Here is an 11,925-nt window from a genome sequence, read left to right on the forward strand (position 1 = left end):
ACATGGCGCTTCGTATCTTGATCGTCGACGACAGCCCCGAAGACCGCGAGGTTTATCGGCGGCTGTTGAGTCAGCAGGCTTGGAACGAATACGACGTGACCGATGCCGACTGCGGAGAGGATGGGCTGGAGCTTTGCCGTTCCCGTCCACCGGACTGCTTGCTGTTGGATTACAACTTGCCCGATCTGGACGGATTGGAATTTCTGACCGAACTTCGTGACGTCGCCGGCGAGCATCCCTTTGCCATCGTCATGCTGACCGGCCAGGGCAACGAATCGATCGCCGTCGAAGCGATGAAGAAAGGGGCCCAGGATTACCTGGTCAAGGGCGAGTTGACGTCGGACAACTTGCAACGCGCCGTCACCAACGCGGTCGAACGCGTCAGCCTGCAACGCGAGGTCGAACTGCAACGCGAGGAGTTGAAACAACGCAACGAGCAACTGCAACTGGCCAAAGAAGCGGCCGAAGCGGCCAACCGGGCCAAGAGCGACTTCCTGGCCAACATGAGTCACGAGATTCGCACGCCGATGAACGGCATCATCGGGATGACCGAATTGTTGCTCAGTACCAAACACACCGCCGAGCAGAATGAATACTTGGCGATGGTCAAAGATTCGGCCGACGCGCTGTTGCGTCTGCTGAACGACATCTTGGATTTTTCCAAAATCGAAGCCGGCAAATTGGCCCTCGAAGCGACACACTTCAACGTGCGTGATTGCGTCGGCAAGACGGGGCAAACGCTGGGGATTCGGGCGACCGCCAAGTCACTGGAATTGCATTGCCGGATCGATCCCTCGTTGCCGGAGTATCTGATCGGTGACGCGGGCCGGTTGCGACAGATCATTGTCAATCTTGCCGGGAACGCCATCAAATTCACCGACGAAGGTGAAGTCGTCATCAATGTGGCCGAGCAGTCCCGTGACGACGATCAAGTCACGCTGCACATCTCCGTCCAGGACACCGGGATCGGGATCGCGCCGGAGCACCAAGCGAACGTGTTCGGCGTCTTTGAACAGGCCGATTCGTCGATCACCCGGAAATTCGGTGGCACGGGGTTGGGGCTGGCCATCTCGTCGCAATTGGTTGAAATGATGGGCGGACGGATTTGGTTGGAAAGCGAACTGGGCACCGGGACCACGTTTCATTTCACCTGTGTGTTCGGAATCGGTCAGGAGCAACCGGCCGTAACGCCGGTCGACCGCTCCGCCCTGAACGGAGTGCCGGTGCTGGTCGTTGACGACAACCTGACCAACCGCCGAATCCTGGAAGAAATCCTGACGAACTGGAGCATGCGGCCGGTGACGGTCGAGAGCGGGGCGGCGGCCTTGGGCGAATTGACTCGGGCCACCGAAGCCGGCCGGCCGTACCAGTTGGTGTTGACCGACGCGATGATGCCGGCGATGGACGGCTTTGAATTGGCAGGCCGGATCGCGGATGATCCGCGGATCGAGACCTGTGATCAGATCATGATCTCCTCGGCCGCCCGGCCCGGCGACGCCGATCGATGCCGCCAACTCGGGGTCGCCCGCTACATGACCAAGCCGGTCGTCCAATCGGAGTTGTTGGAGGCCCTGCTGACGATTTTTGGCCAGCGGGCGGCAGAGAATCATTCGCCACTATCTGCCTCGGCCGAACCGGTAGAGGCATCGTTGCGGCTGAAGATCCTGCTCGCCGAAGACGGTCTGGTCAACCAACGTGTCGCGGTCGGGTTGCTCCAGATGCGGGGACACGAGGTGACGATCGCCAACAACGGCAAAGAAGCTGTCGATGCGATCCGCAACGATCGTTATGACGTCGTGTTGATGGATGTACAAATGCCGGAAATGGACGGATTGGAGGCGACGATGGCGATCCGCCAAATGGAGAAACCACGAGGCCGCCACACCCCGATCATTGCGATGACCGCCGCTGCGATGAAGGGCGACCGAGAAAAGTGCTTGGAAGTCGGGATGGACGGCTACATTTCTAAACCGATCGACCCCGATCAGCTGACCCGCACGCTCAGCGCGTTCGCGCCGGCCGTTTCACAACCCCCGACCGCGGCTGGCGATACCGATCAGCCCCCGGCACCCGAATCAGACCCGTCCGACGTGATCGATTTGGAATTTGCCCAAACGCGCATCCCCGGCGGCGCCGACGGCGTGAAAGAAGTCGCCCGGCTATTGCTCGATGAATGCCCCAAGATGATCGACGCCATCGGCGAGGGTTTGGCCAACAAAGACGCCAATCAAGTCCGACGCAGCGCCCACACACTCAAAGGCTCCGCCGATTGGTTCGCGGCAAAGCGGGTCGTCGCCGCGGCCAAACGAATCGAATACTTTGCCCGCGACGAAGATCTGGATTCGGCCGCCGCGGCCCTAGCGGAACTCGAGCAGGAAGTGACGCAGCTGATCAACGCGGTCAAGGAACTGACGGTGCCCGCCGCTGAGCAACAGGACTAGAATAGGCGATCTAACGGACCCAACACCGCTGACCCGAATGACGCGGGCAGGCGTTCAAAGCAATGCGGCAATCGTTGGTGTCTAGCCTTGAGGCGATTCCCGGTCGCTGCTACGCAGCGACCAAGGGCGGCTAAAGCCTGCACACCAACACGTATGCCCGCGCCATTCACCACCGACACTTGATCGATGCTACTTCGCTTCATCTTCTTCTGTTTGCTGCCGTTCATGATCTCGGCCGCCCCACTCGCATCAGCGCAGTCTCCCCTATCGCTGTCCATCGACCAGGGGCGGCTGGTGCTCACTCACTCGGCTCTCGGACCGAGCAAACTCCGATCGCCCGCCGAGGGACTGTGGTCGATCGGAACCGGGTGGAGTGACGACGCGCCGACCGATTGGCACCACGGCGGGCCGGACCAAGTCGAGCAACGTGGGCCATGGACGATCGCGACAGGGACCGTTGCAACGGCCGACGGGACTTGGGAGATCCGCGACCAGTACCGAGTGACACCGCAGGGGGCCGTTCAGGCCAAACGGCGCTGGCACTACACCGGTGCCAAGCCCAGCGGCCCGGTCGTGCTGTCGGTGCGATACGTTGTTGATTCCGCGGCCGAGAACGCCCCACAGCCTTTCTTGCCCGGCATCAACTACTACGGCAACCCGTCGGGCACACGAATCGATGCCTCGCGCGTCCCCACCTGGTCGGGCCGGCCGGGCGAGGAAGCGTTGTACGAAGAGCATCGTTATCCGCTGCCGTTTGCGGCAGTCGAACAGAGCGGCCAGTTTGTCGCCGCGCTGCACACGCGTCCGTCCAGGTTGCCCTTTGCCGCACGCGAGGATCTTTGGTGGTCGCTGGGGTTGGTTGCCGGTGAGGCTTCCACGGAGTTGACGCTGCGCAGTGGACCGACCGCTTCCAACGGCAAACGAGGCGTCGTCAAGGCGCGTCAAACAATGTTCTTGCCGTACGAACGCGCGCACTTGGTCGACATCCCGCCGGGCGCGGTGATCGAGAAACAGTTCATGCTGCAATTGACGCCCGCTCCGGTGCAAGGACACGGCTTTCGGGTTCCGCTGTGGACGTCGATCGATTGGTTTGATCCCCGCACCGATCGCTCGCTGCCGCATCCGGCCGACGTGATGGCTGCCAAACTGGTCGACACCTTCGATCGTTGGCATGAAGATGATCGCTGCCAGGGATTTCGGACGCGCCCACCGGGCACCCGACCCTGGATCATGATGGGCTGGGCCGATCGCGCCGAAGTCCCTCTGCGGGCTCTGCTGGGGATGGACCTGCGGCCGTACACCAACCAACCGGATCTGTGGAAACAACGTGCCGCCGCCTCGCTCGACTTCCTGACCTCCGCGCCCACCCGCAAGGCTTCCTACGGTGTCGGTTTTCCGATCGTCTACGACTACCAAACGCACCGTTGGCTGGAACGTCAGAACCCGCTGTCACAGGCACAGGCGCTCAACGGCATGATGGATGCCATCACCGAATCAGATCATCCGCATCGTGATCGCTGGATGGACTTCGTCGCGACGCAGTTGGACGCGATCGCGGACCGTGTCTTGAAAGCGGATTGGCGGCCGGTTTCAACCAACGAAGCCTTTGCGATCGCTCCGTTGGTCAAAGGCAGCCGTTACGCCGCCAACGAACGTTGGATGGAGGCGGCGACGAAGTTGGCCGATCACACGATCGATCGACATCTGGACATGCAGGAACCGTATTGGGGCGGAACGTTGGATGCCCGCTGTGAGGACAAGGAAGGGGCTTGGGCGGCGCTGCAAGGGTTTGCGGCGATGTACCGGGCGACCGACGATCCCCGCTACCTGCGCGCGGCGGTTCATGCCGGTGATATCTGTTTGAGCTATCTGTATGTTTGGGACGTGATGTTGCCGCCGGGGCGGCTGGCCGATCACGACCTCAAGACGCGCGGTTGGACCAGTGTGTCGGTTCAGAACCAACACCTGGACGTTTTCGGGGTCGTGTTCACGCCGGTTTTTTGGGAACTGGCCGACTGGACCGGCGACCCGCGTTACCGCGAAATCGCCAAAATCATGTTCGTCAGTTGCGGCCAAATGACCGACTTGGCGACGGGCGTTCAGGGCGAACAGTTGCTGCAAACCAATTACGAACAGCATGACCCCCGAGACGTCGTCGAAGGGATGCGCGGTGATTACGCCGAACGGTGGAACATCTACTGGATCACCGCACACTTCCTGACCGCCGCGGCCGACTTTGAAAAACTGGGCGTGGACTGGCGGTCGTTTTGACGGACGGAAACCGAGGCTCGCTCACCATTGGCGGCACGAAACTTAACTTCAAACTTTTCGCGAGCTGGATCGATGCGCACTTGGATGCTTTGCTTGCTCAGTCTGGCCGGTCTCGCGAGTGCCGAAGCTCAAGAAACTGATTTGACGGGGCGCGTCTACAGTCTGATCGCAGATTACCAGTTGAACTGCGAAGATCTGCGTTCGCAGCCTTGGGCGTTTGTGGGCAAGGGGAAATCCGTCCGGTTGAGGAAGGGGGAGGTGATGCCCCAAGACCACTGGTACGTCGGGTGTGAGCAAGGAGGTAAGTCGCTGTTCGCGAGTTCGCAAACGTACACATCATCGACGGGGGATTATCGCGAAGGCTGGAACCAGCGTTTTGAATCCAAGCGTGGCGTGTTGCTGCGTACCCGTATCTACAGTGACAAACCGGCGACAGTTCTCAAAGAGCTTGAAGAGGATGAGAAGAAAGAGACGCTTCGGGCAATCAGTCGAATCGATCCGTTCGACCAAGTTTTCGGCACTGCTAGCAGTTTACGTACTGGAGGGAAATCACGTCGAAACAATTGGGAGATGCTTCTCTCCGACACATGTGAGCTTGTCGAGGGGAAGTACGACGAAGACGGAAACGTCGTCGCCTTCTTTAAGCTCGATTGGAACTACCCTGGTACAATGACAATCACGTTCGGCAAGAAGTCGGACTTTCTGCCAATCGATGTCAAGCAGACCGTGACGGTGCCTGGAAATCGGGAGATTCCTCTCTCCCATCAGCTGATCGAGTGGAAGCAAAAGCGAAAAATCAAAGTCCCATCACATTTAAAGGCAATTTCCAATCAGCCCAGCGGCTTGTCGCAGACTTTCAATATTGATTTTGATTGGAGACTTGGGAAAGAGATCCCTGCAAAGATTATTGACAGCGAGATGCCGGACTGGCGGGAAAAACGCCGCATTCTTTTCGATGTTGATTGGCAACGTCGAGGCGTAACACCTCTCGATTTAATTCCCGACCCGAATACACGGGGATAAAGGCAAAAGCGATGCAGCAAGCGCTGGTGTGCAGGCTTTAGCCGCCTCGGTCGCTGCGATCGCAGCGACCGGGAAACGCCTCAAGGCTAGACACCAACACGTATGCTCGTACCGTTCCCGACCGTTTGTGCAGCGCTACTTTAGAATCAAGTTTGGATCAAACACGCAACAGACCACTATGATGCGGTTTCCACCCGCCGGATGTGGTGGAGCACAAACTCCAGTGCTGCGGATTCGTTGTCGAATTGATTCATCGGGACGGAGGTGATTTCGCTGAACGATCGGAACCAGGTTTCTTGGCGTTTGGCCAACTGCCGGGTGTGGGTGGCGACCAAATCTTTCAAGGCATCGACCTCTCCGCCGTCGTTCATCCAGTCCAGGATCTCTCGATAGCCGACGGCTTGGGATGCGGTCCGGGACAACGGTCCAAACCGCGCGAGCAGTTGTTCGACTTCTGCGATCAAGCCACGCTGGAACATCTGCTCGACGCGCTCGTTGATTCGCTGGTGCAAAGTGGATCGTTCGTGTTGCAATGCGAACACGTTGCAGGAGCGAGCGTCGACGTGGCGGTCGAATTGCACTTGGCGATGGCTGAGCGGCTTTCCGGTCTGCTTGGACACCTCCAACGCACGGATCATTCGGCGTGTATCCCCCGGCGCGATCCGGGACGCCGAAATCGGATCCACCTGGGCCAGCCGCTCGCGCAGCGCATCGACCCCGAACGTCTCGATGTCGCGTTGCACCGATTCGCGGAACTCCCAATCCGGCGGTGGCCCCACATCGAAACCCCTCAAGACCGCTTTGAGGAACATCGGGGTCCCGCCGACAAAGATCGGGCGTTTCCCACGCTCGGCGATCTCGCGGACCCGTCGATGGGCTTCGTCCAGGTAGCACGCCACACTGAAATCCTGGTCCGGGTCCGCCAGATCGAGCAGATAGTGGGGCACGGTGGCGCGTTCGGCCGCACTCGGCTTGGCCGTTCCGATATCCATGTGTCGATACACCGCGATCGAATCGAGCGACAGGATTTCGCCGCCGATCCGCTGGGCCAACTGCACCGCCAAGGACGTTTTTCCAGAAGCCGTCGGGCCGGTCAGGACAATCGTTTCTTGGACCAGGGGAGGGAAGGTGGTGGGAGAGGGGTCGGACATCAGCACGCCGGAGAAGCCAGAAAGAGAAGGTCTGCCGATTGATCGGGTTACCCAAAGTTTACGTCGATGAGGCCCGATCGGTAAACGCATGGTAGAATCGAGCATCATGGGCATGACGTATTTCAAACGGTACCGAATGGAATTCGACCTTCGCGATTGGCGTGGGGCCGATCCACGTCTGCCCGATGGATACGAAATCCTGCCCTACCTGCCGGGGCTGTTGCGAGAACACGCGATCGCCAAATTCAACAGTTTCAAGGAAGAACTGGATGCGAACGTGTTTCCATGCTTGTCCAGACGCGACGGTTGTCTGCGTCTGATGCGCGAGATCACCAGCCGCGGCGATTTCGTCCCCGACGCGACTTGGCTGATCCGGTTTCGCGAAACCAATCCCAACACCGGTGCGATCCAATCCTACGCGGTGGGCACGATCCAGGGGCTGTCGACCGAGGGATGGGGATCGATACAGAACGTCGGGATCGACCCGGCTCATCGTGGCAAGGGATTGGGATCGATTTTACTGTCCAAGGCCGCGACCGGATTTCGCGCCGTCGGATTGGAACGAATGCACTTGGAAGTCACGACGGAGAATACCGGCGCGGTGCGTTTGTACGAACGGTTGGGGTTCAAACGATCCAGCGTCGTTTACAAAGCGGCCGAGGTCGCCGGCGCGTGATCGGTAGTGGACGACGCGAGAAGTCCTTGCAACTGGCAACCCGAATGGACTCGTCGCCTCGTCCACTACCCGAAAATTTCACGCTGACAGAGCGCTAGTTTCTCAGGATCCACCAGATGCGGCTGAGCGCCGATTCTCGGCTGCCGGATTCTTTCAAGCGTTCGGCCGCGGCGCTGATTTCCGGGGTGACAGTGCTGCGGCCAGACAGATAGACCAGGTGTTGGACTTGGCGATCAAAATCGTCGATCGACCGCAACCACGACACCGGCAGTGCGGCATCGTCGCCTGGAAAATCGACGCTCAATTGTTGCAGGAAACCGGAGGCCGCGTTTTGAGCGTCGAGCGCGGCGAGCGACTTCTTCGTACGGGAGTTGCCATCGATTGGTTGCGCCAAAAGCGTGGTCTGGCCATCCGAACTCAAGCTTCCACCGATCCGTCGCATCGCGACCTCCAAGCGATGGTTGAGCGAGGAAGGAGGCGTTTCGATCGCCCCGGCGAACGCCTGGACTAAATCAAGGGCGTGTTTTCGTTGCGGATCAGTCGCCGTCAGCACCGCGTCGCCCTGTAAGACCTCCGGAACACTGCGACGCGCCATCGGCGATGAAATGATCAATGCCAATGTCCGTGCGACATCAAAGTCATGGGCTTTCAAGTCGTCGGCAAGCTGTCGGTGCAAGCGATCCAGATTCCCGTCGACCGGAGGTGCAAACGCGTCCACGGGCGAAGGTTTCAAGGGTCGGCCGTGGACCAGTTGCCACAGCGAATCGACCATGCTGCCGGCCAGCACATCGCTGCCGACCAAAGTCTTGGTCCAGTTGTGAAAGTCTTCCATTTGCTCGGTCGACTGCAGCAGGTACTTGCTGACCTTGGGCGACGCCATGCTCATCCGCCCATCGAGCAACTCGTAAAACGTCGGTGTCGACGCATCGGTTTGCTCGGCAACGATCCAACGCTTGTTTTGCCGCTTGACCGCGTTTTTGACCAACGCGACGAAGGACCAGTAATCGTCTTGGGTGCCGGAGCGGCCGATGTGCGAATCATGGCAGCGGACGCAACGCATGTCGGCATTGATCGAGAGGTTGGCAAGCTGCCTGGCAATCCCTTCGCTGCCGCGACGCCCGACCGCTTGATACCATTGACCGGAGTGCTCGTTGGACCCGTCGATCAAGGAGACCAGGGTCACGTCCAGGTCGGCACCGCCGGAGACGCTCTTTGAGAGTTCGTCGACCAAGCCGGAATACTGGGGGCGTCCCATCGCGGCGATGCTGTTCCCGGTCGTCAAGGCGAGCCAGCGTTTGGCGATTTCGTCGGCGTTGGACGATTCGGCCAACAGATCCCTCAGTCCCTGAGGGTCATTGATGGCCGGCTCGGGAAGCGTGATTCCCAATTTGGTTTTCAGCCGCGCCGTCATCTCCGCGGGTGCCGCGTCGGGAGTCGGGGTGATTCCGAGTGTTCGCCAATAGGCCCGCACGGTTTCGGCGGTTTGGGCGGCCACCAAGGTGACCGCTTGGGTTTCGCGCGACGGTTCCGGTTCAGGCTGTGCCCCGGGGATGTTCTTGGGGGAGCGATCGGTGCTTGAAACAATGCGCGGTCCGTCAAGCGTGATCCCGCGCGGCGGTTCGGAATCGTCGCGCCCGTTCAGGGGATCGGCAGTGGCGTCTGTCGTCGAACTGGCGATGCTGGCAGGGTCGTTCGACGGCGAAACCATCGATTCGGATGGATCGAGGGTGCTGGGGACGTCGGAGCCGACGATCAAGTTCGAACCGTCCGGTCGGTCGACGAGGGTATCCGGTCCAGAGAGGTAAACAACCGCGATGATGCACGCCGCGACCGCGATCAAGACGGAAACCAAACGCGTGATCGAGACGCCGCCGGTTGACGGGGGCATCGCGGGGATCGACGTGCTGCTGCGCCCCGTCGCGACCGGCGTTTTGGCCAGAATCGGTGCGACCAGATTCGGCGGTACCTTACGCTTACTCGGGTCGACCGGGACAAATTCGGTCAACAACGTGTCGACGACGGGATCAGCGTCTTCGGCAAACTCGTTGCGTCGATGGGCGGCTGATTCATCCAGCCGCCGCAGGATGGCCACGGACAGATCGGGCGGTGATGATCGCCGCGACGGATCATCCGGCAAGAACTCGGCCAACAGCGTGTCGATGACCGGATCGTGATCCTCGTCTGCGGGCCGTTGGGGGTGATCGCCGCTGGGGGACGCGAGCTGTGCGATGATCCGCGCCGACAGATCCGGCGGCCGCTTTCGCTTGCTCGCGTCGCTGGGAACAAATTCAGCCAACAACGCATCGATGACCGGATCGGCATCGCTGCGTGCTTCGTGCGGATGATGGCTTGAGGGGTGGTTCATGGTTCGTTGTTCAGCTGCAGTTTTTCTTCAACACAGTTTCGCAGCTGTTGCTTGGCTCGTTGCATCAGGTTTCGGGCTCCGTGATCGGTGATGCCGAGTGCTTCACCGATTTCGATGCGGCTGGCACTGGAATCAAATCTCATTCGCAAAGCGATTTGAGCCCGTTCGGTCAGTTTTTGGAAACATTGCTGGAGGGCTTCGACGGCGGCGTCGCCGGTCAGGTCTTTGCCCGCCCAGCGGTCCCAGGTTTCGTCCAGCAGTTCGGGTTCTCCGGTGGTTTGGACCCGTCCCAACTTGCGGTGTCTGGAAACCAGCAGGTTGTAGGCGGTCCGCCGCAGGTAACCGGCGGTGGCGTTGTCGTTGTGTTGGACGAAATCATCACGTCGCAGCACCCGCAAGAAGGTTTCTTGCGTCAAATCATCGGCGGTGGCGTCGTCGCAACCGAGCATTCGCAGGTAGCGCCAGACGCCACGTTGATGGCGATGGATCAGTGTTTCCGCGTCCAGTGTTTCCGCGTCCAGTGTTTCCGATGCCCGGGACGGCTGGTCGTGCACAGCTTCCCCAGGAACGTTACCGTCGGGCAACGATTCGTCGGGATTGTCGTTTGACTGGGTCATCGAGCCGGTGCTCGGCCCGGTCGAGCTTGGCGTCTGTCCGCCTCGGCTGGCATCATCCACCAATCATCAAGCCACCAATCATCTAAGCCACTAATTCGCTGATCACTTTTCCACCATTGGCAATTTTCATCGGTCGGCGGTTCTTGCTCATAAACGTCGTGTCCAGGGAGATGCCGAGACCTTTGCAGACCGTCGCCATCAAATCTTCGCTGCTGAACGGTTCGGATTCGACGGCCATCCCGTCGCTGCTGGTTTCGCCGACCGCCAAGCCGCCCTTGATGCCCGCCCCACCGACGACGCACGACCAGGACCGCGCCCAGTGGTCTCGTCCGGCGTTCTGGTTGATCCGCGGGGTGCGTCCGAATTCTCCCATCCAAATGATCGCGGTGTCCTGCAGCAATCCCCGCTGTTCCAAATCTTCCACCAAGGCGCTCATCGCTTTGTCCAGTTGCGGCAGTTTGGTGTCGGACAGGGTCTGGTGCACGTTGTTGTGCAAATCCCAGCCGCCCAAGTCGACTTCGACAAAGGGCACGCCGCCTTCGACCAGACGTCGGGCCAACAGACAGCCCTGACCGAAGCCGTTGGTCCCATAACGTTCCTTCGTCTTTTCGTCCTCCTTCTCGACACGGAAAGCTTCCATTTGGCTGCTGGTCATCAAGTCGAAGGTTTTCTTGAGCACCTTGCCGTGTTCGCCGGCGGGCAGGCCGCGGGTTCGGTTGGCGAAACCGCTTTCGATTTCTTGCAGCGCCGCCATCCGCTGACGCAGCCTGGAACCATCCAGTTTCATGTCCAGGTTTCGAATCCGGCCGCTGCTGGTGACGGCAAACGGCGACCAGGCCATGCCCAAAAATCCGGGGCCCGCGCTGGCACCACCGACGGTGACAAACGGAGGAATCTCCAACTCGGGACGCTGCGACATCAATTCATGCGCGACGACCGCTCCGTAGCTGGGGTGTTCGATGTTCGGATTGGGGACAAAGCCGGTGTGCATGTAATAACGGCCGCGGTTGTGATCGGCCTCACGCGTCGACATGCTGCGAACAATCGATAGGTTGTGCATCTGTTTGGCGACCATCGGCAAATGCTCGCAGATCTGCATGTCACCGGAGGTGCTGATCGGTTGAAAGGGGCCACCGGTGGGCGCGCCCGGTTTCAGGTCCCACAGATCGATCGTCGGCGGTCCACCGCCCATCCACAACATGATCGCCGACTTGCGTTCACGACGCATTTGATCGGCGTTGGCTGCAATCGCTCCCCCCATCGTCATCGCCGCCGACACGGCCGCGGTCGAACCGGCCATGTGGTTCATGAAATGACGGCGGCTCATTCCGCGCGGGGTTTTCCAGTTTGAAATCATGGCGATTGCCTATCGAAGAGTTCG

General features: G+C 60.0%; 8 protein-coding genes. 4 read left to right on the forward strand and 4 right to left on the reverse strand.

Features of this window, described 5'->3' with window-relative positions; genetic code table 11:
* Positions 1 to 2 precede the first annotated feature (2 nt).
* The 3 genes from H1B37_RS14610 (at position 3) to H1B37_RS14620 (ending at position 5,735) form a co-directional block, all read left to right on the forward strand.
* Positions 3 to 2,441, forward strand: coding sequence for a response regulator (locus tag H1B37_RS14610; protein WP_182867402.1), 2,439 nt, complete (start codon positions 3 to 5; stop codon positions 2,439 to 2,441).
* Between the two features lie 186 nt (positions 2,442 to 2,627).
* Positions 2,628 to 4,712, forward strand: a complete 2,085-nt coding sequence (locus tag H1B37_RS14615; RefSeq protein WP_182867403.1) for a YyaL domain-containing protein — start codon at positions 2,628 to 2,630, stop codon at positions 4,710 to 4,712.
* 84 nt (positions 4,713 to 4,796) lie between these two features.
* A complete protein-coding gene (locus H1B37_RS14620; RefSeq protein ID WP_182867404.1) occupies positions 4,797 to 5,735 on the forward strand; it encodes a hypothetical protein in 939 nt (312 codons plus the stop codon).
* 176 nt (positions 5,736 to 5,911) lie between these two features.
* On the opposite strand, the gene miaA is transcribed toward H1B37_RS14620, so the two are convergent.
* Positions 5,912 to 6,886 (reverse strand): tRNA (adenosine(37)-N6)-dimethylallyltransferase MiaA, encoded by a 975-nt coding sequence (gene miaA, locus H1B37_RS14625; protein ID WP_182867405.1) that lies wholly within the window; start codon positions 6,884 to 6,886, stop codon positions 5,912 to 5,914.
* Positions 6,887 to 6,992: 106 nt separating this feature from the next.
* Between miaA and H1B37_RS14630 the strand changes: the two genes are divergently transcribed.
* A complete protein-coding gene (locus H1B37_RS14630) occupies positions 6,993 to 7,562 on the forward strand; it encodes a GNAT family N-acetyltransferase (protein WP_182867433.1) in 570 nt (189 codons plus the stop codon).
* A gap of 94 nt (positions 7,563 to 7,656) precedes the next feature.
* On the opposite strand, the gene H1B37_RS14635 is transcribed toward H1B37_RS14630, so the two are convergent.
* The 3 genes from H1B37_RS14635 to H1B37_RS14645 all read right to left on the reverse strand — a co-directional run bounded on the left by H1B37_RS14635 (position 7,657) and on the right by H1B37_RS14645 (position 11,871).
* Complete coding sequence (locus tag H1B37_RS14635; protein WP_182867406.1) at positions 7,657 to 9,927, reverse strand: hypothetical protein; 2,271 nt, start codon at positions 9,925 to 9,927, stop codon at positions 7,657 to 7,659.
* Positions 9,924 to 10,544 carry an RNA polymerase sigma factor gene (locus H1B37_RS14640; protein WP_182867407.1) on the reverse strand — a complete coding sequence of 207 codons (621 nt, stop codon included), beginning with the start codon at positions 10,542 to 10,544 and terminating at the stop codon, positions 9,924 to 9,926. Before H1B37_RS14640 ends, H1B37_RS14635 begins: the two co-directional genes overlap by 4 nt.
* Before the next feature lie 82 nt (positions 10,545 to 10,626).
* On the reverse strand, positions 10,627 to 11,871 hold the full coding sequence (locus H1B37_RS14645; protein ID WP_182867408.1) for a DUF1501 domain-containing protein: 1,245 nt from the start codon (positions 11,869 to 11,871) through the stop codon (positions 10,627 to 10,629).
* Positions 11,872 to 11,925 lie beyond the last annotated feature (54 nt).

The organism is Stieleria mannarensis (assembly GCF_014154935.1).
In the GTDB taxonomy this organism is placed as follows: domain Bacteria; phylum Planctomycetota; class Planctomycetia; order Pirellulales; family Pirellulaceae; genus Stieleria; species Stieleria mannarensis.

What these genes read in the sequence shown, in the direction of transcription:
- H1B37_RS14640 (WP_182867407.1), bottom strand. Translation starts at nt 10,544, where the DNA reads ATGACCCAGTCAAACGACAATCCCGACGAATCGTTGCCCGACGGTAAC.
- H1B37_RS14630 (WP_182867433.1), top strand. Translation starts at nt 6,993, where the DNA reads ATGGGCATGACGTATTTCAAACGGTACCGAATGGAATTCGACCTTCGC.
- H1B37_RS14645 (WP_182867408.1), bottom strand. Translation starts at nt 11,871, where the DNA reads ATGAGCCGCCGTCATTTCATGAACCACATGGCCGGTTCGACCGCGGCC.
- H1B37_RS14620 (WP_182867404.1), top strand. Translation starts at nt 4,797, where the DNA reads ATGCTTTGCTTGCTCAGTCTGGCCGGTCTCGCGAGTGCCGAAGCTCAA.
- H1B37_RS14635 (WP_182867406.1), bottom strand. Translation starts at nt 9,927, where the DNA reads ATGAACCACCCCTCAAGCCATCATCCGCACGAAGCACGCAGCGATGCC.
- miaA (WP_182867405.1), bottom strand. Translation starts at nt 6,886, where the DNA reads ATGTCCGACCCCTCTCCCACCACCTTCCCTCCCCTGGTCCAAGAAACG.
- H1B37_RS14615 (WP_182867403.1), top strand. Translation starts at nt 2,628, where the DNA reads ATGCTACTTCGCTTCATCTTCTTCTGTTTGCTGCCGTTCATGATCTCG.
- H1B37_RS14610 (WP_182867402.1), top strand. Translation starts at nt 3, where the DNA reads ATGGCGCTTCGTATCTTGATCGTCGACGACAGCCCCGAAGACCGCGAG.